Below are 23,401 nucleotides of genomic sequence, written 5' to 3'. Positions count from 1 at the left end.
TTGCCTTGCCAACCGGTCATCCTCGACAATACGGGCCCAGGTCGTATAGACGACCTCGGCGGACCTTTCTCGAGCCAGCGGCACCTGCCTGGAAGCCATGACCAAGCCATCGCGATACGAACGGATCGCCTTCGTCGCCAGCCCGGGCAGCGAGGCCGCGGCCGCCTTCCACCAGCTTACGGCGCAATACGGCAATTGCGATCCTGACGAGGCCGACGTCGTGGTCGCGCTTGGCGGCGACGGGCTGATGCTTCAGACGCTGCATCACCACATGCGCTCGGGCAAGCCGATCTACGGCATGCACCGCGGCACGGTCGGCTTCCTGATGAACGAGTACTCGACGCATGATCTGCGCGCCCGGCTTGAGGCGGCGCATGAATCCGAGATCAATCCGCTGCTGATGCGCGCGACTGACGTCAACGACCGGGTCCATCTGCACCACGCCATCAACGAGGTCTACCTGTTCCGGCAGACCTCCCAGGCGGCGCGCCTGCGCATCCTGATCGACGAGCGCGAGCGCATGCCCGAGCTGATCGCCGACGGCATCATCGTCGCAACGCCGGCGGGCTCGACGGCCTACAATCTCTCCGCCCAAGGCCCGATCCTGCCGATCAACGCGGCGCTGCTGGCACTGACGCCGATCAGCGCCTTCCGGCCGCGGCGCTGGCGCGGCGCCCTGCTCCCCAACACCGCCTATGTCGTGATCGAGGTGCTGGAAGACGACAAGCGCCCGGTCGCGGCGGTCGCCGACCATGAGGAGGTGCGCAGGGTCCGGCGCGTCGAAGTCCTGTCCGACAAATCCATCTCGATGCGCATGCTGTTCGACCCCGGCCACAGCCTGGAAGAGCGAATTTTGCGCGAGCAGTTCGGCTATTGAGGCCCCCTCCCGGGCGCCCGATGGCAACGCTTCGTTAACCCGAGCCACGATATGGTTAACGAAGGTTGACCGCTTTGGCCCGGGCGTCATGTTCCGCATCGACTTCAACAAGCTGCGCTTTCTCGTCTGCGACGACAATCCGCATATGCGCCGCATCCTGCGGACGCTGCTGCATTCATTCGGCGCCCGCGAGGTCTATGAGGCCGAGGACGGCGCCACTGCGCTGGAAATGTACAGCCACTACGTGCCCGACATCGTCATCACCGACTGGGCGATGCCGATCTTCGACGGGCTCGAGCTGGCACAGATGATCCGGCAGCCGGAATCCAAGGGCAATCCCTACGCACCGATCATCATGCTGACGGGGCATTCCGAGAAGCGCCGCGTCACGGTCGCGCGCGATGCCGGCGTCACCGAATTCCTCGCCAAGCCGATATCGGCCAAGGGCCTCTACCAGCGCATCCTCAACGTCGTCGCCAGCCCCCGGCCCTTCATCAAGACCAAGACCTATTTCGGCCCCGACCGGCGCCGCAACACCAATTCCGCCTATATGGGTCCGGAGCGCCGTGTCGGCGAAAAGCACGAGGTGCTCCAGCAGCCCTCACTGCTCGACAAGGCCCGCTCCACCATCTAGCGCAACGTCTCATCAGGCGAGGCAGGCATCATGGCGAAGAACAGCGCAAAGGACATCGAGGTCAAGGCCTTTGCCACGCATCACGTGATCACGCAGCCCAATCCGCTGCGCAAAGTCCTGCGTCGGGTCGAGGAAAAGGACATGGATGATCCGATCGGCCGCGCCGAGCAGGCGCTGGCCGGTTTATCCGGCGAGTTCAAGAGCTGGATGACGACCGAGGTCAACCGTCTCTCGACCGCCTACGTCGCAATTCGTAACGACGGCTTCAGCAAGGAACGACGCGACGAACTGTTCCACGCCGCGCATGACATCAAGGGCGACGCGGCGACGTTCGGTTTTCCGGCCGCGGCGGGAGTTGCCGAGAGCCTGTGCCGCATCATCGAGCATGCCCCGGACCTCGAGAAGGTTCCGGCCGAGCTGTTCACGCACCACATCAACGCCATCCTCGCCATCGTGCACCAGAACACCAGGCTCGACAGCATCAGCGTCTCCGCCGAACTCAGCCGCCGTCTGCGCAAGGTCGCCGACGACTATCTCACAGACGTCAACCGCGACCGCCCCGAGCATCTCGAGGTGATCCTGGCGCCGAGCATCGTGCCGGTGGAGTAGCACGCTCTCATCACGATCGGCATCGTAAGAGCGTAGCGTGCCCATCATCTGTCGCTATCATTGATGGATGGTGGGCACGGCGCTTTGCGCCTTTGCCCACCCTACGGCACCTCGCTAAGCCGCGATCAGATCGTCATACATCGGATCAATCGCGTCCTCTGCGACCAGCTCGTCACAGAACAGCCTGGCCTCTTCGCGCGCTGATTCGGTGGCGAAGCGGCGCAGCAGGACCATCAGCGGCTCGGTGGCGCCGCGGTCGCTCTCGCAATGGGTGAGCACGCGCTCGACCATGCGCCGGCGCAAGCGCGCCGCGGTGTCGTCGGTATCGACATAGCCCTGCTCGTGGCAGGCATCGAGCGCGACCTGAAATGCGGCGAAGGTTGCTTCCGGCAACCCGGCACGACGGAGCAGCGCATGCAGGCTGTTGCCGCCGCGATCGTGCAGCAGAGCCGAGACCCGCGCCAGCGGCAGGTCGGCGAGCTCGGCCAGCGCTGCATCAAACAGGTCGAGATTGCTCGACAGCAGCGCGCGCAGGATCAGGCCCGCGGTGAGCTGGCCGGTGACGCGCAGGTGCTTCACCAGGCCCTGCATGTCATCGCCGCGCGAGCGCGCCGCGATGTTGATGGTGGAGCGGTCACGGGCCTCGATCGTCATGCGCTCGGCGCGATCGGCGCTCAGCCAGTTGCGCGCGACGACGAACTGGGCCAGCGTATCGGAGAGTTTTGCCACCAGCGCGGCGCGCGTTGCGGCCGGAATATCATCCAGCACCAGCATCGCCTCGCGGATCGCGGCGAGATGGCCGTGGCGCTCGACGATGCGCGTCCAGGAGAACGGGGCGAGCTCAGCATGGGGATTTTCGATCAGCTCGAGGGCCGCAGCCGCGCAGCCGACCTCGGCGATGGCGGCGCAGACCGAGACCGGCAGGTTGATGCGGCGGGCGACCGCGCACTGCACCTCGTCATTGCCGGTCGCGACGATGTCGACGAGATCGGCATCGATCAGCAGCGGCGAATGTTCGAGCACGGGGAGCGCCACGGTCGGCTGTTCCGCTGACAATGCCCGCACGATCGACGCCGGAGCGTCCGTGCTGCGCGCAAAAGCCTCGGCCATCGCCTGCCGCACCAGCGGCGAAGGATCGTCGAGCAGCATCAAAAGCGCGCCTTCAGCGGCGACGCGGTCGTCATGGGAAAGATCTGAGATGAGCCAGGCCCGGGCCAACGCCCGCGTTGCCTCCGCCCGCTCACCGGCGGGCGCGGTCCTGATCCAATTGATGAACTGCCGAACAATCATGTTGCTTCCGGCTTACGCAACGGAAAACGAAGCGGTGACTGGATGTCACCTGCAACACAAAATAAACCACGACGCTTAACAAAGCGTTCACCATAACTCGCTGGTTTTATTGATGATTTGTTAAGGGCTGAAAGTCGCCGAGCGGGCGCGGCCGCGCTAGCTGGAGTATGCGCCGCTGCGATCGCTGAAGAGATCGAGCGGTTGCGGCGGGCGCACGTCCGGTGTTGCCGAGGCGACTGACGTGAGCGAGGCGTTGTTGCCCCACAATTTCTGCACCGTCGTCGAGACCGGCTGCGTCGCATCGCCGGGCTGATAGATCGAGCGGAAGGCCGGCGTGACCGGCGTGTTGTCGGCGACGCTGGCTGCCGATGTTGCGCTCACCGGCGTCACGCCGCGCGCCTCCGGAAAGGTCTGAAGATAGGCGGCGCTGTTGACCATCGGCTGCACGCCATTGGCGGCGGCGACCTGCGTGGTCGAGGGCGTGTCGCCATACATCGCCATCGCGCTGCGCGTCGATTTCGCGTTCGAAGCGCTGGCGTAGCGCGCATTCAGCACCGAATAGACTTCAGAGACGCTGCGCGCGCGGCCGTCCCTGGCGTAAAAGATCGAGCGGTTGGCGGATGCCGCATTGGGAAACAGCCGCGCACCGACCGCTTGCGGATTGTCTTCGGCATTGGCGATTAGTTTCGCCGCGCCGCCGACACCCATGAAATGCGCCATGTAGAGCTCGCTGTCGGATGGCCTGCGGCCGAGCAGACCGGTGAGCTTGAAGCTGTTGGACTGCGTCAGCGCCGCCGCCATGCTGGATGCGGCCTCTGGATCGTCACGCAGCTTCATGATCGAGCGCTTCATGAAGGGATCGTCGACGGTGTAGCTGCCCGACGAAGTCTTGGTAATGGCATCGGCATAGTTGCCATAGCCGAGCTGGGGACCCGCCTCCTTCACCGTGCCGAGCCAGGTCTGATCGATGAACTGATAGAGGCCGTGGGCGGATGACGTGGTGGCGCCGGCCGATGGATCGAAATCCGATTCCATCTTGGCGGTGGTCAGCATGTATTCGAAGCTGACGCCGGTCTGGTTCGAGCCCTGTTTGATCGCACCAGCGACGCGCTTCAAGCCGTCGCTCGCGGCTATCTGCGTGGCACTGGAATTGTCGACCGACATGATGTAGCGCCCGCCCCGCGCGGCGTTTGAGCGGCGCCGGCAATTCGGACGCCCGATCGTCCCACCGTGGGACATGTATGGTTAATGCGGGGTTAATTCCGGGACCGCCGTCATTCCGGGGCATCGCACAGCGATGAGCCCTGAATCCATCGAATCGCGGGTGATGCCGTACAATGGATTCCGGGCCCGCGCTTCGCGCGCCCCGGAATGACGGGGGCCTATTTCTTGTAGACCGCGTTCGGATCGAACAGTCTGTCCGCATCGACGAACACCAGCTTTGCGCCCCCGCCTTCGGCCTCGATCTTGCGATAGAAGCACGACCTTCGGCCGGTGTGACAGGCCGCGCCGATCTGCTCGACGCGAATCCAGACCGCGTCCTGGTCGCAATCGGTGCGGATCTCGACCACGCGCTGGGTCTGACCCGAGGTCTCACCTTTCCGCCACAAGGCATTGCGCGAACGGCTGAAGTACCAGGCTTCACCGGTGGCAATGGTCTTGCGCAAGGCCTCCTCATTCATATGCGCGACCATCAGGACGTCGCCGGTGGCGATGTCCGTCGCCACGCAGGTCACGAGGCCATTCGCATCGAACTTGGGCAGGAAAGCCAGGCCTTCCTCGATCTCATGGGAGTGAGCTGACACGACAAATCTCGCCAGTTGTTCGCGAGGTCAGCGCGTCATGCCTCGCACCATGGACAGGAACCGGGCCTGCTCCGCAGGATTGTCGCGGAACATGCCGGTGTAGCGGCTGGTGAAGGTCGAGGCGCCATGCTTGGCGACGCCGCGCACCGACATGCAGGTATGCTCGGCCTCGATCAGGACGGCAACGCCGCGCGGTTTCAGGATCTCGTCGATCGCCGCTGCGATCTGCGCCGTCAGATGTTCCTGGGTCTGGAGCCGGCGGGCGAAGATGTCGGTCAGGCGCGCAAGCTTGGACAGTCCGACGACGCGCTCCACTGGCGTATAGGCGATGTGCGCCTTGCCGTAGAACGGCATCATGTGATGCTCGCACTGCGAGGTGAACTCGATGTCCCGCACCAGCACGAAGTCGTCATAGCCGGCGGTCTCGCCGAAGGTGCGATCGAGCACCTCGGCCGGGCACTGGTGATAGCCCTGATAGAGCTCGTCGAAAGCCTCGACCACGCGGCGCGGCGTGTCGAGCAGGCCCTCACGCTCGGTGTTCTCGCCGATATAGGCGAGCAGCGTCTTCACCGCCGCTTCCGCCTCGGCACGCGCGGGGCGCGGCTGGTCGGCGCGGACAGCGGCCGCGAGGAATTCAGCGGGGTCAAGCTCGGCCGGCCGGCTCTCGGGCTGCCGGTCGGAAGGCTTGTTCGGGCGGATGGATTTGATCGTTGCGTCCATGTCTACTCCGTTCGACGGCCTTGCGGCCGGAGTGTCACCGGCAGACGGGGCGGACAAGCCGCCGGACGCCTGAAGAGAGCGGTTTTGACGAAAAAGGCCACTCGGCACAACGCCGGCTGAGCGGATATGGATCACCGCCGACGCACCGCCGGACTGTTTTTCCGCCAGTTCCGCCCCTATATAGGACCCTGGACCGCGCCAGCCAAGGCCGATCCGGCAGGTAAGTGTTGGACTCCATCACATGCTGAACGACATCTATAATAAGCGGATTATCGAGCTGGCCGGTAATATTCCGCGCCTCGGACGGTTGCCGGACCCCCATGCCACCGCTACCGCCCATTCCAAGCTGTGCGGCTCGACAGTGAAGATCGACCTCAAGATGGAGGGCGACACCGTCACCGACTTCGCGCATGACGTGAAGGCGTGCGCGCTGGGCCAGGCCTCTTCATCCATCATGGCAAGTCACGTGGTCGGCTCGACTGCGAGCGAACTCCGTGAGTTACGCGAAACCGTTCGCAAGATGCTCAAGGAGAACGGCGCTCCTCCTGAAGGCAAATGGGAAGAGATTAAATTCCTCGAGCCGGTCCGCGACTACAAGGCGCGTCATGCCTCGACGCTCCTCACCTTCGATGCCGTGGTCGATGCGATCGGCCAAATCGAGGCCAAGGCGAAGCACCCGGCCCCCGTGCAAGCCTGAGACTGAGGCTCTTACTTCTGCGTCGCCGCGGCCGGCGTCGCCACGCCGCCGGTCGGGACCAGCGCTTCCGCCGTCTTGGTCGACTTGGCAGGCTCCGATTCCTCGCCGAACCTTGCCTGCGTCTTTGGCGCAAGGTCCGCCATTGCAGGCGCAGCGACGTCCACATGCGGCAGGACGTCGGACACCAGATCGGTCGTGACGAGATTGGTCAGCTTCAGCTCAGACGCATCGAGCTCATGCAGATCTTCCCACGGCGGCACGTTCAGAGCGAGCGACAGCAGATCCCCCGCCCCGCCCATGTCGAAGGTGTATTTGGCGAGCCGGCCGATGTCGCGTTCCACGATCATCAAATCCTGCGCGCTGTAGCTTGCCGCCTTGGCGTCGTCGGCGCGATCGCCCATCCAGATCTGATGGACGCGGACATGGGCCGCATCAGGCACGTAGCGCTTCTTGCCGGCCAGCAGCAGGAACACGCACATGGATTCGCAATAGGCCTCCGAGGCGACCCTCGGACGAGCGGCCTTCCCGCCGCCGTTCTGCTGCGTGACCCCAACGGTGGTCAGGAGACCGAGATTGCGGAAGCGCCGGCCCAGCGTGATCGCGTCGTTGACAGAACCGCCGCTGGAATCCAGCACCACTGTAGCGCCGCCGAGCTGCCGGCCGCGGGCGAAATCGTCAAAGTCCTTCGGAGTATCTGGGGTGATAATGCCGACCGCGCTGACCCAGCCGCGGCAATTGGGCTCGCAGGCAACCCAGCCAAACTTCATCGGCAGCTTGCGCTCTTCGAGCGAGGCGCCAGCGCTGGCCGGCGAGCCAAGGGTCGCGATGGCCCCCGCCAACACGACGCCACAAGCGGCGGTTCCCACCAGCAACCAGCCACGAAGGTTGAACGACTTCAGAACTTTCAAACTGGTTCCTTCCCCAAGCCCCAAGGCGATTCAGGCAAGCCCCGTATCGATGTTCCCGCGAGTCTACACACGGACGTCACAAAAATGGTATCCGGGGGAATACAGATCGTCCATAGGTACTTGCTGCACTGCTCCCTGAAAGCAGGCAAAATATGGCGCGCGTACAACAGCTCTCTGTTCCCTGCGCTGGAACCGAGCATTGGTGCGCACAGGACGTCGGCACATCGCACATGAAGCACTCAGCCTGCGAGCATTGTTCCGCACCCGTTGCCCAGGCACTGCGGCTGCCGCGCAGATTCGGTCGCGCGCTGATCTGGCTCTACCGACATACGCTGTCGCCGCTGGTCGGCTATAACTGCCGACATCTGCCGACCTGCTCCGTATACGGCGACGAAGCCATCGAGCGCTTCGGACTCTGGGCCGGTGGTTGGATGACAATCGCCAGGCTGTTGCGCTGCAATCCCTTCGGCACATCAGGCATCGACAACGTGCCTCTCGCTGCCCCGCAAAGCGCACGCTGGTATTTGCCGTGGCGCTACGGCCGCTGGCGCGGCGTCAACGCCTCGTAACCATGCTGCGGTGCTTCACGCATCGCTGCCTTGAGCGGAACTGGAACTTCCCCCTCGCGTTGTCGTGATGCTCCCGCGGGAGGAAACAACAATGCGCTGGAAAATCAGCCGTCATTTTCATTTCAGGCCTGGTCTGCATCTTAGCTTCAATCCCAGGGATCACGATCCGCGTACCGTCGACATGATCGCGATCGTCGCATTGCTCGTGCTGGTCATCGGTTCCGGGTGGTATCTGGCCGCAAGCCTTGCAACGCCGCCAAGCACGACGGCATTCATCGAGCCCAGCCAGAGCGTGCACTGGTAGCTAACGGAACCAGAAGAATCGTCCCGGCGGCGGGATCGGTTCGGGTGGACGCGGCCGCTTCGGGCGCAGCGGCTTCGGCGGCGGCTCGGCGAACGAGGACGTCTCCGCGGCAGGCAGCGCATCGCCCCCCGCGACCTTCACCGACAGCAGCAAATTCGACTCGTGCATGCGCCAGCGATAGCCGACGCCGAAATCGATCGGCTGCGCGCGCGTGAACAACTCGGCGTAACGGTCCTGATAGCGGCCCGGGAATTCGTTGATCGGACCGAGATAGCGGCCGAACGGGAAAAAGCGCCATTGCCGCGGATTGTAGTTGGCGAGCGGAATGCCGGAATCGTCTTGGATGATGGTCGCGCTGTTGGCAAGCAGCCAGTCGCGCGCAACGGTGAAGTTGCCGGAGTGCAGCAGATAGGACGCGCTCTTGATCAGGCTGTTGCCCGGGCCGAGCGTCTCGCAGAATTTCAGGAAGCCGGCGGCGCGTGCCCCAGGATTGGAGAGATCCGTCGAGAAATAATACAGGGTGCGCGCCTCACCGTCGCTGCCGGCAAATGTGATGCGGACGCCGCGCGTGGCGTTCGGCCCAGGATTGTCATTGCCGACGTGTACTCCGCCCTTGTCGTCGAGCGCGACCATCTCGACGTTGCGGATGGTTTTGCCGGAGCGCGCCAGGAAAACGTAGAGGATCGGCAAGGTGCCGTTGACCTGATTGGTGTGCAGGTCGACCTTCATCTGCTTGGTGATGAAGAAGGAAAAGCTCAGGATCGAACCGAGCGAGCGCTCGACATTGTACAGCGCGGCGTCGACCGAGCCGCGCGACAGCCTGGTCAAATCAGGCACCGCGCCAACAGGTTCGAGCGCGCCCAGCACATAGGTGCTGGCCTTGGAATAGAAGGCGTTGGCGTAAAGGAAATCCGGCCCACTGAACAAATAGAACATCGTCGGCCGCGGCGCGGCGAGATTGACGTCGGCCCAGCTCCGGATCTTCGATAGCTGCCGCTGCTCGAGCTGGGCGAAGGCGCCGTCGAAGAATTTTGCGTGATGCTGCCAGGAGGGGTCCCTGGTCAGCGCCATCAGCGGCGAATCCGCCGAAGGCTGCATGCCCGCGAGGAAGCGCGCGGTGTCGTCATAGGTGACCTCGGCCGCACGCACGGACGAGATGGTCGCGGCCAGCAGGGTAAGAGCGACGGCCGCAAATCTCATGGGTCGAAACATGTCTATTCGCGATTGTGTGAATTGGCTGCGGCGACCGGCCGCCTGCGGAAAACAGCATAAATCAACAGGCCCGCGAGCATGACGAGCATCCCCGACAGCGACTGCACGGGCCGCTCGGTCAGGAGGTAGTACATCATGAACGCGGTCACGAGCAGGAAAATGAGCGGCGTGAACGGGTATCCCCAGGCGCGGTAAGGCCGCGGCAAATCAGGATCGGTGATGCGCAGCTTGATGACGCCGGCCACCGTGAAGAACGAGCAGAACAAGAGCGCGAACTGGATGAAGTCGAGCACAGCCTCGAAGCTGCGCGTGAACAGCAGCAGGTTGGCGACCGCGAGCTGAAACAGGATGGCGTAGGCCGGCGCGCCTCTCACCGATCGCTTCGAGAACACGCGCAGCGCGGGAATGTCCTCCCCCATCGTCATCATCACGCGCGGGCCGATCCACATCATCGCGCTGATCGAGGAGATCAGGCCGACGCAGATCATTGCCCCGACGATCCGGCCGCCAAGCGCGCCGAAGATAGCGCTGCCGGCGACGCTTGCGACATCGAGCTGGCCCGCCAGCGCGCTGATCGGCGTCGCATAAAGGAACACCGCATTGAGCGCGACATACAGCACCAAGACGATCAGCGTACCCGCAAGCAGCGCGCGCGGAAGGCTCTGCTGCGGCGTGTTCATCTCGCCGATGATGTAGGTCGCGGCATTCCAGCCGGAGAACGAGTACATCACGAAGACGAGCCCGATCGCGAAAGGCGCGCTCACGATATGGGCGAGATCGCCAGCGTGCGGAGCAAAGGAGATCGGCTGCGGCGTACCGATGACGAAGCCGGCGATCAGGAAAGCGATGATCAGCACGACCTTGAGAATGGTCGAGATCAACTGAAAGGTCGACGAATGCCTCACGCCGGTCAGTTGCACGATCGAGACCAGCCAGACGACGCCGATGGCAAGCGGGATCGGCGGAAGATCTGACATCACCGACTTGGCGTATTCGCCAAACGCCATGGCCGCGAGCGCCACGGGCGCTGCGAAGCCGACCGTCGCCGAGACCCAGCCGGCAAGGAAACCGAAGGCCGGGTGATAGGCGCGACCGAGGAAATTGTACTCGCCGCTCGAGCGCGGAAACATCGCGCCCAGCTCGCTGTAGGAAAACACGCCGCACAGCGCGACGATGCCGCCGACCGTCCATAGCGCGAGGATGGAGAAACCCGAGGGGATATCCTTGACCTGGAAGCCGAGGCTGGTGAAGACGCCCACCCCGATCATGTCCGCAACCACGATCGCGGTTGCGACCAGAACGGAAACGCCGGAGCCGCCGGTCAGTCGCCCGCTCCAGGGCGCAGTTCCCGCATCTGATGCCGTCATCTGGTCCTTGAGCCTCAGGCGTCGAGCCTCGTTGGAGGCATCGTGCAGATTGGTTCAGTCAATTCAAGCAGGGTTAACAAGGGTTAAATGAGGCGGCCAAAATCGGTAACTAGCCACCTTCTCTCCCCGCTTTGGCCCAACAAACCCGCAGTCCGCCGCGCTGATGCGCCTGTCTCTCCCACAATCGCGACACGATTGCGTGGCAATTTTCGGTCATTCCGGAGGTGGGGAAGTTTCTCCGGACGCTTAACGTCGCCTAAACGCCAGTCGGCTCAATGGTCTTAAAGATTGCTGATGGTTCGTGACTTGGATGGGGTCATGCTTGGGGTCATGGGTGGATGGTCGGGGCCGTTCCTAAATTGAGGGCAGACATGCGCGCTGACCGGACCTGGGGGTCCTGGGCGCGCGGTCGCGCGCTTCGGATCGCCCTGACCTCAGGCTTGGTGCCACTGTCGCTCACGCTGGTTCAATGCGGTCAGTCGCCCAATCCGACAGCGCTTGCGGCAAGCTCGCAGGCCAACGTCCAGGTCGTTGCGAAGACCAACCCGCAGGCCGCCAATCAGCGGGTCGCAAGCGGCGACACGTTCGAGGATCGCTTCCCTGCCCCGCAGTTCAAAGAGCGCTTTCCCTCGGCGAGCGAGAGTTTCCTGCAGCGGCAGATCTCGGACTTCTCACCCAAGCGCGCCGTGCAGCAGCAGCCGGAGCAGGCGCCCTACAAGGTCGCCTCGCTCGCGCCGCAGGTCCCCTTTCAGCGTCCGCCGCGCCAGGATCTGACGACCCTCGTCAGCATGAAGTCCTCGGCCTTCCCCTATTTCGGCAACAACCCTGCCTCCGACGCGCCCTTTCTCAACATCTCCAAGGGTGACCGTCGCGGCCATCGCAGCTATTCGGGCCGCGTGTTCTGGCAGGACGAGACCTACAACGACAGCCGCGTGCTGGTGCACGTCCCCGAACATTTCGACGTACGCAAGCCTGGCGTGATCGTGGTGTTCTTCCACGGCAACGGCGCGACGCTCGAGCGCGACGTGCGCGACCGCCAGCTGGTGCCGCAGCAAATCACCGATTCCGGCGCCAACGCCGTGCTGCTGGCGCCGCAGATGGCCGTCGATGCCGCCGATTCCAGCGCCGGAAAATTCTGGCAGCCCGGCGGCCTCAAACGCTTCATGGAGGAATCGGCGAGCCACCTCGCTCAGCTGACCGGCGATCCCAACAGCGCGCGCGCCTTCGCCAACATGCCGATCGTGATCGTCGGCTATAGCGGCGGCTTCCTGCCGACCGCCTGGAGCCTTGAGGTCGGCGGCATCAGCGATCGCGTCCGCGGCGTCGTGCTGCTCGATGCGGTCTATGGCGAGATGGACAAGTTCGCGTCCTGGATCGAGAGCCACCGCTCCGGTTTCTTCGTCAGCTCCTACACCCACTACACGGCACGGCGCGACCGCGAGCTGATGAGCATGCTCAAGCAAAAGGGTATCGGTGTCTCCGAGGACATGGACGGCCCCTTGCGTCCGGGCAGCGTCGTGTTCGTCGAAACCGGCGAGGGCATCACCCATCGCGACTACGTCAACCGCGCTTGGACGCAATACCCGCTCAAGGACGTACTGGTGAAGATGTCGGCAACGCCGGCGCTGGCGCTGACACGCGTTGCGGCTGCCAGCTCATCGGCACCGAGCCGCTAGCCCGGACACGAGCGACCGGGCGCTCAGCTCTTCGGCAGCTTCGGAATGCTCTCGGCAAAGCCGTTGAAGCAGGCCAGCCGCTCGTCCTCTTCCTTGAAGAATTTGCAATCGGCGTAGCCCTTGGCCTTGGGCGGCTTCGGCTTGGGCGCGGGCGGGATGATGGCGTCGTAGCAATTGAGCCGGTCCTTTGTGCCATCATCCACGTCGAGACAGGCCTGGAGCCGCGCCGCGACCGATTGCGGCTTGCCCTTCGCTGCCGCAGCAGCGGCCGGCTTGGCAGCCGCCTCCTTGGTCCCAGCCTTGGTCCCCTTGGGCTTGACCTGCACCAGCGGCTTGTCCCCCACCATCGGTGGCTTGTCGGTTTGCGCAAGTGCGGAGGCTGAATAGAGCACCGCGGCAATCGCCAGAATCATCCTCATTTCAGTCAACTCTCTTTGGTCCCCACCTCTGGCCTTCTAGCGCCCTCCCGCGCCGTTTGCCAAGCGCCTTGCGCAAGGCAAACACAGCCATCAGACCGAGGCCACAGCGGCCGGCCGGGGCCGGCTCAGGACCACCAGGACCAGCGCCAGGACGACGAGACCGACCGCCACGAAGCCTGTGCTGTGCAGCAGGTCGCGGGCAAACAACAGCCCGCCGACGGCGGAGCCAATAGCCTGGCCGATATAGAGGACCGATGTATTGAGCGCGACGGTTGCGGGCGCAAGCGGCGGAGCGGCTGCGACCAGCCGCACCTGCTGCATCGAATTGGTCGAGGCAAAGCCCAGCCCCCAGATCGCAACCCCGGTCGCCATCAACACCGGGCTGCCCGCGCTAATCGCCCACCCCGAGATGCCCGCCAGCAACAGGCACGTGAACAGCAATGACGTCCGATAAGGGCCCCAGGTATCGACGATGCGGCTCGCCACCACGACGCCGAGGAAGCCGCACACACCGTAGATGCCGAACACGAGGCCAATCGCGTCCGGGCTTGCGTCGGTCAGCTTCTTGAGCAGCGGGCCCATGAAGGTGAACACCGCGAACTGTCCGGACATTTGCAGCATCGTGATCAAAAGCAGCAGCAGGATAGACCTGTTGCGGCCAACCTCGCTCCACGTCTTCAGGTCGACCGGCGTACCCTTCAGGCCGGCCGGCAGCCGCGCCAGCAGCAACAGGAAGCTCACACATCCGAGCGCGCCGATCGTGCCATAGGCGGCGCGCCAGCCATAGCGACTGGCGATGAAGGTGATCAGCGGCAGGCCGACGGCGGCCGCAAGCGACCAGCCGAGGAAGATATAGGCGATCGTGCTGCCACGCCGCTCCGCCGGCACGATCAGCGCCGCCGTGCCAGCGGCCTGCGGCGTGTACAGCGCGCCGACGGCGAGCATCACCAGGCGGATGAGGAGGAGGCTCGTGTAGTCGGGTGCAAAGGCCGAGGCGAGATTGCCAAGGGCCAGCACCGCAAGCGTGGTCGTGAGCAGCGTCCGCCGTTCGATGCGGCTGGTCAGCCACGCCGTCAGCGGCGAGCCGATGCACAGGATGATCGCACCAAAGGTGATGAGCAGCCCGGCGGCGTGGATGCTGATGCCGAGCCCGGTCGACATCTCCGGCAGCATCCCCGCAGGAGCCAGCACCGAGCAGCCGGTCACGAGATTGCCAAGCATCAGGGCGGTTGCCGTAAAACGGCCGGCGCGGGGACTTTCCATGCAGCTGCATGTAGAGCGGCTGGCGGCCGGTTAAAGGGCGCGGCTCGAAATAGTTGACGCACCGCCTCCGCTTTTGCGCGCCACTTTCTTGGAAATGCCGGATTGCACGGGCCGAATCGCCTGATATATCGCTCGTTCCCGCTTACCTGCGCTCGTTCGCAGGAGTGAGCCTCAGGAGAAAAGCAATGTCCGACCAGCCCAAATCCGAATCCGGCTTCCAATATTCCCTCAGCAATCTGAAGCCCGTGTCCCCCGCAGCCAAAGTCACCCTCACCTTCCCCGACGGCGCCCAGCGCCAATATGACAAGAGCATCACCGGCCTCGACATCGCCAAGGGCATCTCGCCGTCGCTCGCCAAGCGCACCGTGGCGATGATGCTCGACGGCGTGCTCACCGACCTCAACGATCCCATCGAGGCCGATGCCAAGCTCAGGCTGATCTCGCGCGACGAGCCGGAGGCGCTGGAGCTGATCCGCCACGACTGCGCCCACGTGCTCGCTGAAGCCGTGCAGACGCTGTGGCCGGGCACGCAGGTGACCATCGGCCCCGTGATCGAGAACGGCTTCTATTACGACTTCTTCCGCAATGAGCCGTTCACGCCGGAAGACTTTGCCGCGATCGAGAAAAAGATGCGCGAGATCATCGCGCGCGACAAGCCCTTCACGAAAGAGGTTTGGGATCGCGAGAAAACCAAGCAGGTGTTCCGCGACAAGGGCGAGGCGTTCAAGGTCGAGCTGGTCGACGCCATTCCCGGCAACGAGCCGATCAAGATCTACTACCAGGGCGACTGGTTCGATCTCTGCCGCGGCCCGCACATGACCTCGACCGGCAAGGTCGGAGGCGCCTTCAAGCTGATGAAGGTGGCCGGCGCCTATTGGCGCGGCGACAGCAAAAATCCGATGCTGACCCGCATCTACGGCACGGCCTTCGCCAAGCAGGAGGACCTCGACGCTTACCTCAAGCAGATCGAGGAAGCCGAGAAGCGCGACCATCGCAAGCTCGGACGCGAGCTCGACCTCTTCCATTTCCAGGAGGAAGGTCCCGGCGTCGTGTTCTGGCACCCCAAGGGCTGGACGATTTTCCAGCAGCTGATCGCCTATATGCGCCGCCGCCTGACCGGCGATTACAGCGAGGTCAACGCGCCGCAGATCCTCGACAAGGTGCTGTGGGAGACCTCTGGCCATTGGGGCTGGTACCGCGAGAACATGTTCGCGGCGCAGTCGGCCGGCGACGAGGCCGAGGACAAGCGCTGGTTCGCGCTGAAGCCGATGAACTGCCCCGGCCACGTCCAGATCTTCAAGCATGGCCTGAAGAGCTACCGCGACCTGCCCTTGCGCCTCGCCGAGTTCGGCGTGGTGCATCGCTATGAGCCGTCCGGCGCCATGCACGGGCTGATGCGCGTGCGCGGCTTCACCCAGGACGATGCGCACATCTTCTGCACCGAGGACCAGCTCGCCGAGGAATGCCTGAAGATCAACGATCTGATCCTGTCGACCTATGCCGATTTCGGCTTCACCGGCGATCTCACGGTCAAGCTGTCGACGCGGCCGGAAAAGCGCGTCGGCACGGATGCGATGTGGGATCACGCCGAGCGCGTGATGGCGACGGTGCTGCGCGAGATCCAGGCGCAGAACAACCACATCAAGACCGAGATCAATCCGGGCGAAGGCGCCTTCTACGGGCCGAAGTTCGAGTACGTGCTGCGCGACGCCATCGGTCGCGACTGGCAGTGCGGCACCACGCAGGTCGACTTCAACCTGCCGGAACGGTTCGGTGCGTTCTACATCGACCATGACGGCACCAAGAAACCGCCAGTCATGGTGCACCGCGCGATCTGCGGCTCGATGGAGCGCTATATCGGCATCCTGATCGAGCACTATGCCGGCAACTTCCCGCTCTGGCTCTCGCCGGTGCAGGCCGTCGTCACCACCATCACCTCGGAAGGCGATGAATACGCCAAGGTGGTGCTGGAGCAGGCGCGGCGCGCGGGGTTGCGTGTCGAGATCGACCTGCGCAACGAAAAGATCAACTACAAGGTCCGCGAGCATTCGCTGGCCAAGATTCCGGCGCTGCTCGTGGTCGGCAAGAAGGAGGCCGAGACGCATTCGGTCTCGGTCCGCCGGCTTGGCAGCGACGGCCAGAAGGTGATGACGACGGAGGAGGCAATCGCCGCCCTCGTCGACGAGGCCACCCCGCCTGACGTCCGGCGGGCGCGCGGCGCGGTCTGATCGTTGAAATCGATCTAAAATCGCTTTCGGTTGCGGGCGTGCATGCCTATCTCGGCATGGCACGCCCGTCGCCCATCCGAAGAGGCCATCGCAATGCCTGATGCCATCGAACTCCTGAAAACCCGCCGCTCGGTCAAGCCGCGCGAGATGACCGGTCCCGGCCCCTCGCCGGCCGAGCTCGAGACCATTCTCACGATCGGCGCGCGCGTGCCTGATCACGGCAAGCTCACGCCCTGGCGCTTCATCATTTTCGAGGGCGATGCGCGCCAGCGCGCCGGCGAGGTGATCGCAACAGTCTTCGCCCGCAAGAATCCCGGCGCCCCCGCAGCCGATATCGAGACCGAACGCAAGCGCCTGACCGATGCGCCGCTGGTGATCGGGATCGTCAGCTTCACCAAGCCGCATCCCAAGGTGCCGGCGTGGGAGCAGGAGCTGTCGGCGGGCGCCAGCGCCATGAACATCGTCACGGCCGCCACCGCGCTTGGCTACGGCGCGGCCTGGCTGACCGGCTGGTTCGCCTTCGATCGCGACGTGCTTGACGGACTCGGCCTCAAGGCGGACGAGAAACTCGCAGGCCTCGTGCATATCGGCAAACCGACCAAGCCGAGCGAGGATCGCCCGCGCCCGGTCCTTTCCGAAATCGTGACCCGTTTCTAATCGAAGTTTCGTTGACGCCCCTGATGTCTTGCGGCTTTGCTTCCGGCGAGGGAGGAAGCCCGGATGAAGCGTCGTGAATTTCTGGTTGGGGCCGCGATGCTGGCCGGCACGATGGCGCAGAGCCGCGCTGGCGACGTCCCCGCTCCCGCGCCCGACAGGCTGCGAGGCATCACCGCATTCTTCGAAAACGAGGTGACCAGCGGCCGCTTGGCGGGCGCGATCGTGCTGATCCAGCAGCACGGCAAGCCTGTCTATTTCAAGATGTTCGGCGTGCGCGACGTCAGGACCCGGCTGTCGATGACGCCGGACACGATCTTCGCTGTCCATTCGATGACCAAGCCGATCACCAGCCTGGCGGCGATGATGTTGATCGACGAGGGCAAGCTGGCGCTCACCGATCCCGTGTCGAAATACATCCCGCTCTTCGCTGCCACGAAGGTGGGAATGGAAATCACCAAGCCCGATGGCTCGATGGCGCTCGAGGTGGTGCCGCCGGTCCATGCGGTGACCATCAGGGATTTGATGCGGCACACCTCGGGCATCACCTACGATTATATCGGCGGCAGATGGGTCGAGCTCGCCTACAAGACGGCGCATATCTTCGAAGGCCCCTTCAACAACCGGGAATTCGCCGACCGTATCGCCAGGCTCCCGCTGGCGCGCCAACCGGGGACGCTGTGGCGCTACGGTCACTCCACCGACGTGCTCGGGGCCGTCATCGAGATCATCACCGGGCAGACGCTGTACGATGCGCTGAAGCAGCGCATCTTCGATCCGCTCGGCATGACCAGCACCAAATTCCTGCTGTCGACACCGGACGAGATCGAGCGGTTGGCGCGGCCGCTGCCGAGCGACCAGATCCTGCTCGATGGCGAGCGCGAACGTCTCGACCATCCGGAATGGCAATCCGGCGGCGGCGGCCTGCTCTCGACCATCACTGACTATCAACGCTTCGCGCAGATGCTGCTCAACAGCGGCGAGCTCGATGGCAGACGCTACCTCAGCCCGGCCGCCTTCAGGGCCATGACGAGTGATCAGATCGGGCCCGGCTCCGGCGTCGAACGCGACTATTTCTATTTCCCCGGCGATGGCTTCGGCTATGGCTACGGCCTTGCGGTCCGAACCGACCCCGGCAACGCCAAGCCGCCGCCGGCGGGCTCGATCGGCGAATTGAAATGGGACTCGGGCAGCGGCACCTATTTCGGCGTCGATCCCAAGCTCGATATGGTCTACCTCCTGATGCAGCAGACCCAGAACGAACGCGGCCGCATCACGCCCGCCTTCAAGGAACTGGTCTATGGGAGCTTTCCCCCCGAGCTAAGCCGCCCGTGAGGCGCGCTGGCCGAACTTCCGGCTTCCATGGGCACGCGGTTGAAGTTTGGTGCGAAACTCTCTCCATACCGTCATTGCGAGCGCAGCGAAGCAATCCAGAGTCTTTCCGCGGAGGGATTCTGGATTGCTTCGCTGCACTCGCAATGACGGAGTGTGTGGCGGCGGCGTCGCTCCTTCAATCCGCATCTTCATTGTAGACACACCATCGCATCCTCGCGGCTGATCTCGCCCGAGCTTTGCTTCATCGCCTCACCCTCAATGAAAGGGCGCAGGGAAGACCGGGTGCCCGACCGGCACCCGCGGTCCACTGTGCGATAGGTTGCGCTACAAGAGGCTGCACAGCGGCATACAGGTGAAGCCGAAACATCCGGCCTTCCCTGCGCAGTGGTTGGAACGGCTTATGTCGTGATCTCCCCGGGGAGCGATGCACTATTGCCCCCGTCGTCTCGCAGATGACTGATGCAAGGACCCGGTCGGGTCACACGCATCACCACGAGCCTTGGCGCACAGGCTCCGGGCGCCAGGACCACACGATCTTGCCGTACGCGGACCACACCGGTCGTTTGCGCGATGGTTTCGCTCACGGTTGCCCGCCCTGCAAAGCCTGATCGCGCCGTCGGTGAGCACAAAGCCATCGGCCGTGCGCTGGAACAGCGTCTGCCCAAGTGCCGCTTCGAGCGCACGCAGCCGCCGTCCCATCGTCGGCTGGGTCTGGCCAATTTTGCGCGCGGCCGCCCCGAGCGTGCCTTCGCGCGCAATCGCCAGGAAGATGCGCAGATCGCTCCATTCCATCGGAATCCCGCCCATTCAAAAATGCACGGTCATCGTACAGTTCTTCTTACTTACCATACAAAAAATTATGGGCATATTGGAGGTCGACAACGGAGCAGAACGATCATGAGCAAGCCATCGACGATGCGCGCAGGCGTACTGGAGACCCATAACGTCCCCTTGCGCATCTCAACCATTTCCATGCCCGAGGTAGGCCCGCGCGAGGTGCTGGTGCGTATCAGCGCGAGCGGGGTCAATCCGCTCGACACCAAGATCCATGCCGGCGCGGCCGCGCATGCGCGCCATCCGCTGCCGGCCATCCCCGGCATCGATCTCGCCGGCGTGGTGGAGCAGACCGGACGCGAGGTCTCGCGGTTCAAGGTTGGCGACGAGGTCTACGGTATGACAGGCGGCGTCGGTGGCGTGCAGGGATCGCTTGCCGAATTCGCTGCCGTCGATGCCGACTTGCTGGCGCTAAAGCCGGCCAATCTGAGCATGCGCGAGGCCGCCGCCCTGCCCCTGATCTTCATCACCGCGTGGGAAGGCCTGATCGACCGCGCCGCGTTGAAGGCCGGCCAACAGGTGTTGATCCATGGTGGCGCGGGCGGCGTCGGCCATGTCGCGATCCAGATCGCACACGCATTCGGCGCGGACGTGTTCGCGACCGGCTCGGCCTCGCAGCGCGCGACCATCGAAGGTTTTGGCGCTGTATTCATCGACCGCGACACTTCAATTGAGGCCTACATCTCTGAGCACACAGGCGGCCGCGGCTTCGACATCGTCTATGATACCGTCGGGGGCAAGGTGCTCGATGCCTCCTTTGCGGCAGTGCGCCGCTTCGGCCACGTCGTCAGCGCGCTCGGCTGGGGCACGCATGCGTTGGCGCCGCTATCGTTCCGCGCCGCGACCTATTCCGGCGTGTTCACGCTGCTGCCGCTGCTGTCAGGCGAAGGCCGTGCGCATCACGGGGAGATCATGGCGGAAGCCACGCGCCTCGCCGAGGCCGGCAAGCTGGTGCCGTTGCTCGATGCCAGGCGCTTCACGATGGAGAGCGTCGGCGAGGCCTATGCGCTGATCAGGGATCACGCCGCCAAGGGCAAATTGGTGGTCGATATCTAGCGCCGCAGAACTGGCGCTAATCCTCGCTCGACGCCGCCGAGCGGTTGCGCAGATAGGCCTGCGACAACAGGAAAAACAGGGCCCGCTCGCCGTGATATTTGGCTGACGGACGCGTGCGCTCGAAGCCATCGGCAAAAACCTTGCCGGACTGATCGCAGACCTGCCACCGCCAACCGAGCCGTTTGCGCCTGGTGAGGATCACTTCGAACATGCCGACGCGCTTGGTCCCCTGCTCCTTGCCGGCCACGCAAGAGGCCGCGCCGGCGTCCCCATTGGACGGATGTCCGACATATAACCCAGCAGGACGGAAAGCGAATGAAATTGATTATCGGAAATGAGTATCTTGCAAAGGTTGTGACGACGTCGCGGTGAGGCTGGAATAAGCCGATGCCGCCGGTGTTTCTTATTTCCTTCGCTTCGCTGCGCGGCGCTCACAGCGGTATTCAAATCAAAACACAGTGGAAACGCGCGGTAAGCAGACGCTCACCGGACGTTCACAACAAATGTTAGCGGCCAACTCGCGTCTGGAGATGCGCTGGATGAGAAGCGCGGTGTTGCGGAGGCCGCAACTACCGCGCCACGACCTCGACCTCGCCGTCGACGCCGTTGACGACGTTGAAGCCGCGCTCGTAGACCTTGCCCTCGTTCTTGGCGATGGCGCGGTATTCGCCTTCGGAGAGCACGACGCGCGGGAAGGCGCCGATCGATTCCTTGATGACGTCGCCGCCGGGCGTCAGCACCGACCAGGCGGTGTTGGCGAGCGCCTCGCCGCCCTTGTCGCTGACGAGCTTGAGCGTGATCACGGCAGCGCGGTGGGTGATGGTGACGTCGGTGAGCTTGCCGGTCTGGACGCGGATGTCCGAGCGCACCACCGAATTGGCGTCGCCGTAATTGGAGATGATGTAGTAGGTGCCTTCCGGGATCAGCACGACGTCGCCGGCGGCGACGTTCGGCACCAACGCGGCGCGCTCGCCGGATTCGAACTGGCTGCCCTTGTAGATCGCAAACGAGATTTGGTTCTGCGGAATGCGGCTGGTGCCGACGCGGCCCTCGATGCGCAGGCCCCCGGCCGGCAGCACGAAGGACTCGCGGTCGGTCTCGGCCTTCAGACTGACGGTGCGCACCGCGCTGACGAGGCCGAAGGCGACGTGCACGACGTAATTGCCGGGCGGCAGCACGATGCTGGGGGTGGCGCTGCGGTCCTCCTTGATCAGCCTGAAGGTGCCGTTCTCGTCGGGACGATCGGAAAAGACGCGCCAGACCAGGCCGCCGTTGATCGCCGGAGAATCCTTGCCGTATCTCGCGGTCAGCGACAGCACACCCTGGCCCGGCACGGCCGCGTTGAGCGGCGCGGACGGCGGCACCGTCGACACGGCCGGTGGCGGCATGCTCGGTGTATTCGGCTGGGTCAGGGTCGGCGGCAGGCTCGGGGGACCGGCGCCGGGACCGGACGGCGGGGCGAGGCTGACGGCGCCGCCGGGATCGGGCACCGAGGCTGGCGGCACTGGCGGCGGACGATCGGAGAAAAGCTGCGCCCGCGCAGCGTTTTGGCCCGAGGTAACGAGGCACGCGGCCAAGGATGCGGCAAAGACAAGCGCCGGCAGCAGCTTGCCGCCGCGCCGCCATCTGATGATGCCGTCACCCCCTGGAGTCATGCTTCCTGCTTTTCACCGAAAACGCGGCAAATTCAAGCCTCTGAAATCCCATGGATTACGGTTCTGTGGAACCCGGTTGACGCCTGCGTGATTAGATCTCAGGCAACGGGCTCTCGCCACACTCCTGCCCCCTGCGTCCCGAACGCTATAAACCATGCTTTGCCCTGTTTCTGGCGAAGCGGAAGCGCGGCGCCTACTCTGGAGTGAGGAAGGCCCGGAGTAGGAGAGTTTCGGTGCTGGATATGTTGAGAGGTCGGGGTGTGAACGGCGCAAATGGCGAGAAAGTCGGTCTCGGCAGTATCCGCCGGCCCGTTATCGGTCTTGCGCTCGGCGGCGGCGCGGCGCGCGGTTTTGCCCATATCGGTATCATGAGAACGCTGCTGGCCAACGGCATCGTGCCCGATGTCGTGGTCGGCACCTCGATCGGCGCCGCGGTCGGCGGCGCCTATGCGGCCGACCGGCTCGACGCGCTGGAAGACTGGGCCCGCAGCCTGCAGGGCGTGCGCAACATCCTCGGCTATCTCGACATCCGGCTCAACGGCTCGGGTCTGATCGGCGGCGAGAAGCTCGCAAGCCGGCTGGAGCAATCGATCGGCCAAACCCTGATCGAGGACCTGCCGATGAAATATGCCTCGGTCGCGACCGAGGTCCGGACCGGCCATGAGATCTGGCTGACACGCGGCCGTCTGGTCGAGGCGATGCGCGCCTCCTATGCGTTGCCCGGCATCTTCGCGCCCGTAATGGTCGGCGATCGCTGGCTGGTGGACGGCGCGCTGGTGAACCCGGTGCCGGTGTCGGCGGCGCGGGCGCTCGGTGCCGAAATCGTCATCGCGGTCAATCTGTCCACCGACATCTTCACCCATTCGACGACGATCCATGCGCATGGGGCGATGCCCGTGCCTGTCGCCACCCCTGTCACTGAAGAGACCCCCGCCAAGCGGCGTTTTCCGCGCATCTTCTCGGCGGAGAGAACCGTCAAGCGCGAGTTTTTCGGCACTGCCGGCCGTCCAGGCATCTCGTCGGTCATGATCGATGCCTTCAACATCATGCAGGACCGCATCACCCGGGCGCGGCTCGCCGGCGATCCGCCGGATTTTCTGATCACGCCGCGGGTCGGCCAGTTCGGCTGGTTCGACTTTCATCGTGCCGAGGACCTGATCGCGCTCGGCGCGCGCGCCGCCGAGCGCGCGCTCGAACAGATCCAGGAAACGATCCAGGTGCTGGCGCCCGCGCCCGAAGGCGCCGCGCCGAAAGCGGTCGAATAAGACCCGACGCGCGTTGAGATCAGG

At 64.3% G+C, this 23,401-nt stretch carries 23 protein-coding genes and 1 pseudogene; 12 read left to right on the top strand and 12 right to left on the bottom strand.

From position 1 onward, the window contains the following. The first annotated feature begins 97 nt into the window (after nt 1–97). The 3 genes from XH80_RS15160 to XH80_RS15150 all read left to right on the top strand — a co-directional run bounded on the left by XH80_RS15160 (nt 98) and on the right by XH80_RS15150 (nt 2,120). Nucleotides 98–877: an NAD kinase gene (locus XH80_RS15160; protein WP_220002556.1), complete on the top strand. Its 780-nt coding sequence runs from the start codon at nt 98–100 to the stop codon at nt 875–877. Between the two features lie 88 nt (nt 878–965). Next, the gene (locus XH80_RS15155) at nt 966–1,511 is read left to right on the top strand and encodes a response regulator (RefSeq protein WP_057745877.1); all 546 of its coding nucleotides are present in this window, start codon (nt 966–968) and stop codon (nt 1,509–1,511) included. Nucleotides 1,512–1,541: 30 nt separating this feature from the next. Further along, entirely contained in the window at nt 1,542–2,120 is a 579-nt protein-coding gene (locus tag XH80_RS15150) for an Hpt domain-containing protein (RefSeq protein ID WP_271599244.1), read from the top strand. 114 nt (nt 2,121–2,234) lie between these two features. On the opposite strand, the gene XH80_RS15145 is transcribed toward XH80_RS15150, so the two are convergent. From XH80_RS15145 to folE, 4 genes are all read right to left on the bottom strand, one after another. Further along, nucleotides 2,235–3,410 carry a DUF2336 domain-containing protein gene (locus XH80_RS15145; RefSeq protein ID WP_271599243.1) on the bottom strand — a complete coding sequence of 392 codons (1,176 nt, stop codon included), beginning with the start codon at nt 3,408–3,410 and terminating at the stop codon, nt 2,235–2,237. A gap of 156 nt (nt 3,411–3,566) precedes the next feature. Then, nucleotides 3,567–4,574 (bottom strand): transglycosylase, encoded by a 1,008-nt coding sequence (locus XH80_RS15140; RefSeq protein WP_057744359.1) that lies wholly within the window; start codon nt 4,572–4,574, stop codon nt 3,567–3,569. Between the two features lie 218 nt (nt 4,575–4,792). Then, nucleotides 4,793–5,215: a phosphoribosyl-AMP cyclohydrolase gene (gene hisI, locus XH80_RS15135; RefSeq protein WP_271599242.1), complete on the bottom strand. Its 423-nt coding sequence runs from the start codon at nt 5,213–5,215 to the stop codon at nt 4,793–4,795. A 27-nt stretch (nt 5,216–5,242) separates the two neighbouring features. Then, entirely contained in the window at nt 5,243–5,935 is a 693-nt protein-coding gene (gene folE / locus XH80_RS15130; RefSeq protein WP_271599241.1) for a GTP cyclohydrolase I FolE, read from the bottom strand. Nucleotides 5,936–6,176: 241 nt separating this feature from the next. Here folE and XH80_RS15125 point away from each other — a divergent pair, with 241 nt between their 5' ends. Then, complete coding sequence (locus tag XH80_RS15125; RefSeq protein WP_271599240.1) at nt 6,177–6,632, top strand: iron-sulfur cluster assembly scaffold protein; 456 nt, start codon at nt 6,177–6,179, stop codon at nt 6,630–6,632. Between the two features lie 11 nt (nt 6,633–6,643). Here XH80_RS15125 and XH80_RS15120 read toward each other — a convergent pair whose 3' ends face one another. Beyond that, on the bottom strand, nt 6,644–7,540 hold the full coding sequence (locus XH80_RS15120) for a hypothetical protein (protein WP_271599239.1): 897 nt from the start codon (nt 7,538–7,540) through the stop codon (nt 6,644–6,646). Nucleotides 7,541–7,770: 230 nt separating this feature from the next. On the opposite strand from XH80_RS15120, the gene yidD reads away from it, so the two are divergent. Beyond that, complete coding sequence (gene yidD, locus XH80_RS15115) at nt 7,771–8,109, top strand: membrane protein insertion efficiency factor YidD (RefSeq protein WP_271599238.1); 339 nt, start codon at nt 7,771–7,773, stop codon at nt 8,107–8,109. A 91-nt stretch (nt 8,110–8,200) separates the two neighbouring features. Beyond that, nucleotides 8,201–8,413 (top strand): hypothetical protein, encoded by a 213-nt coding sequence (locus XH80_RS15110; protein WP_271599237.1) that lies wholly within the window; start codon nt 8,201–8,203, stop codon nt 8,411–8,413. Here the strand turns inward: XH80_RS15110 and XH80_RS15105 are convergent, their stop codons facing one another. Both XH80_RS15105 and XH80_RS15100 read right to left on the bottom strand, forming a co-directional pair. Continuing rightward, nucleotides 8,414–9,613 (bottom strand): hypothetical protein, encoded by a 1,200-nt coding sequence (locus tag XH80_RS15105; RefSeq protein ID WP_271599236.1) that lies wholly within the window; start codon nt 9,611–9,613, stop codon nt 8,414–8,416. Nucleotides 9,614–9,627: 14 nt separating this feature from the next. After that, complete coding sequence (locus tag XH80_RS15100) at nt 9,628–10,992, bottom strand: APC family permease (protein WP_271599235.1); 1,365 nt, start codon at nt 10,990–10,992, stop codon at nt 9,628–9,630. 371 nt (nt 10,993–11,363) lie between these two features. Here XH80_RS15100 and XH80_RS15095 point away from each other — a divergent pair, with 371 nt between their 5' ends. After that, complete coding sequence (locus XH80_RS15095; RefSeq protein ID WP_271599234.1) at nt 11,364–12,668, top strand: alpha/beta hydrolase; 1,305 nt, start codon at nt 11,364–11,366, stop codon at nt 12,666–12,668. A gap of 23 nt (nt 12,669–12,691) precedes the next feature. Here XH80_RS15095 and XH80_RS15090 read toward each other — a convergent pair whose 3' ends face one another. Both XH80_RS15090 and XH80_RS15085 read right to left on the bottom strand, forming a co-directional pair. Continuing rightward, nucleotides 12,692–13,087, bottom strand: a complete 396-nt coding sequence (locus XH80_RS15090; protein ID WP_057744261.1) for a hypothetical protein — start codon at nt 13,085–13,087, stop codon at nt 12,692–12,694. 90 nt (nt 13,088–13,177) lie between these two features. Beyond that, on the bottom strand, nt 13,178–14,350 hold the full coding sequence (locus XH80_RS15085) for an MFS transporter (RefSeq protein WP_271599233.1): 1,173 nt from the start codon (nt 14,348–14,350) through the stop codon (nt 13,178–13,180). A gap of 185 nt (nt 14,351–14,535) precedes the next feature. Here XH80_RS15085 and thrS point away from each other — a divergent pair, with 185 nt between their 5' ends. From thrS to XH80_RS15070, 3 genes are all read left to right on the top strand, one after another. After that, on the top strand, nt 14,536–16,578 hold the full coding sequence (thrS, locus tag XH80_RS15080; RefSeq protein ID WP_271599232.1) for a threonine--tRNA ligase: 2,043 nt from the start codon (nt 14,536–14,538) through the stop codon (nt 16,576–16,578). Nucleotides 16,579–16,671: 93 nt separating this feature from the next. Then, entirely contained in the window at nt 16,672–17,235 is a 564-nt protein-coding gene (locus tag XH80_RS15075; RefSeq protein WP_271599231.1) for a nitroreductase family protein, read from the top strand. 63 nt (nt 17,236–17,298) lie between these two features. Next, the gene (locus tag XH80_RS15070; protein ID WP_271599230.1) at nt 17,299–18,567 is read left to right on the top strand and encodes a serine hydrolase domain-containing protein; all 1,269 of its coding nucleotides are present in this window, start codon (nt 17,299–17,301) and stop codon (nt 18,565–18,567) included. A 582-nt stretch (nt 18,568–19,149) separates the two neighbouring features. Here the strand turns inward: XH80_RS15070 and XH80_RS15065 are convergent. Then, nucleotides 19,150–19,359, bottom strand: a pseudogene (locus XH80_RS15065) (LysR family transcriptional regulator); the annotation flags it as partial. A 105-nt stretch (nt 19,360–19,464) separates the two neighbouring features. Here XH80_RS15065 and XH80_RS15060 point away from each other — a divergent pair. Continuing rightward, nucleotides 19,465–20,457 (top strand): zinc-dependent alcohol dehydrogenase family protein, encoded by a 993-nt coding sequence (locus XH80_RS15060; RefSeq protein ID WP_271599229.1) that lies wholly within the window; start codon nt 19,465–19,467, stop codon nt 20,455–20,457. A 16-nt stretch (nt 20,458–20,473) separates the two neighbouring features. Here the strand turns inward: XH80_RS15060 and XH80_RS15055 are convergent, their stop codons facing one another. Beyond that, nucleotides 20,474–20,704, bottom strand: coding sequence for a hypothetical protein (locus XH80_RS15055; protein WP_271599228.1), 231 nt, complete (start codon nt 20,702–20,704; stop codon nt 20,474–20,476). A gap of 322 nt (nt 20,705–21,026) precedes the next feature. Continuing rightward, complete coding sequence (locus tag XH80_RS15050; RefSeq protein WP_271599227.1) at nt 21,027–22,112, bottom strand: hypothetical protein; 1,086 nt, start codon at nt 22,110–22,112, stop codon at nt 21,027–21,029. 233 nt (nt 22,113–22,345) lie between these two features. Between XH80_RS15050 and XH80_RS15045 the strand changes: the two genes are divergently transcribed. Then, nucleotides 22,346–23,377: a patatin-like phospholipase family protein gene (locus XH80_RS15045; RefSeq protein ID WP_271599226.1), complete on the top strand. Its 1,032-nt coding sequence runs from the start codon at nt 22,346–22,348 to the stop codon at nt 23,375–23,377. Nucleotides 23,378–23,401 lie beyond the last annotated feature (24 nt).

This window comes from Bradyrhizobium sp. CCBAU 45384 (genome assembly GCF_028128665.1).
Classification (GTDB): domain Bacteria; phylum Pseudomonadota; class Alphaproteobacteria; order Rhizobiales; family Xanthobacteraceae; genus Bradyrhizobium; species Bradyrhizobium manausense.
The sequence above is the reverse complement of the archived record's forward strand: the minus strand, read 5'-3'. Positions and strand labels throughout refer to the sequence as shown.

Coding starts and splice junctions, on each gene's coding strand:
- folE (WP_271599241.1), bottom strand. CDS start 5,935: ATGGACGCAACGATCAAATCCATCCGCCCGAACAAGCCTTCCGACCGG.
- XH80_RS15110 (WP_271599237.1), top strand. CDS start 8,201: ATGCGCTGGAAAATCAGCCGTCATTTTCATTTCAGGCCTGGTCTGCAT.
- XH80_RS15105 (WP_271599236.1), bottom strand. CDS start 9,613: ATGAGATTTGCGGCCGTCGCTCTTACCCTGCTGGCCGCGACCATCTCG.
- XH80_RS15140 (WP_057744359.1), bottom strand. CDS start 4,574: ATGTCGGTCGACAATTCCAGTGCCACGCAGATAGCCGCGAGCGACGGC.
- thrS (WP_271599232.1), top strand. CDS start 14,536: ATGTCCGACCAGCCCAAATCCGAATCCGGCTTCCAATATTCCCTCAGC.
- XH80_RS15125 (WP_271599240.1), top strand. CDS start 6,177: ATGCTGAACGACATCTATAATAAGCGGATTATCGAGCTGGCCGGTAAT.
- XH80_RS15070 (WP_271599230.1), top strand. CDS start 17,299: ATGAAGCGTCGTGAATTTCTGGTTGGGGCCGCGATGCTGGCCGGCACG.
- XH80_RS15085 (WP_271599233.1), bottom strand. CDS start 14,350: ATGGAAAGTCCCCGCGCCGGCCGTTTTACGGCAACCGCCCTGATGCTT.
- XH80_RS15060 (WP_271599229.1), top strand. CDS start 19,465: ATGAGCAAGCCATCGACGATGCGCGCAGGCGTACTGGAGACCCATAAC.
- XH80_RS15090 (WP_057744261.1), bottom strand. CDS start 13,087: ATGAGGATGATTCTGGCGATTGCCGCGGTGCTCTATTCAGCCTCCGCA.
- yidD (WP_271599238.1), top strand. CDS start 7,771: ATGAAGCACTCAGCCTGCGAGCATTGTTCCGCACCCGTTGCCCAGGCA.
- XH80_RS15160 (WP_220002556.1), top strand. CDS start 98: ATGACCAAGCCATCGCGATACGAACGGATCGCCTTCGTCGCCAGCCCG.
- XH80_RS15100 (WP_271599235.1), bottom strand. CDS start 10,992: ATGACGGCATCAGATGCGGGAACTGCGCCCTGGAGCGGGCGACTGACC.
- XH80_RS15145 (WP_271599243.1), bottom strand. CDS start 3,410: ATGATTGTTCGGCAGTTCATCAATTGGATCAGGACCGCGCCCGCCGGT.
- XH80_RS15050 (WP_271599227.1), bottom strand. CDS start 22,112: ATGACTCCAGGGGGTGACGGCATCATCAGATGGCGGCGCGGCGGCAAG.
- XH80_RS15075 (WP_271599231.1), top strand. CDS start 16,672: ATGCCTGATGCCATCGAACTCCTGAAAACCCGCCGCTCGGTCAAGCCG.
- XH80_RS15095 (WP_271599234.1), top strand. CDS start 11,364: ATGCGCGCTGACCGGACCTGGGGGTCCTGGGCGCGCGGTCGCGCGCTT.
- XH80_RS15155 (WP_057745877.1), top strand. CDS start 966: ATGTTCCGCATCGACTTCAACAAGCTGCGCTTTCTCGTCTGCGACGAC.
- XH80_RS15150 (WP_271599244.1), top strand. CDS start 1,542: ATGGCGAAGAACAGCGCAAAGGACATCGAGGTCAAGGCCTTTGCCACG.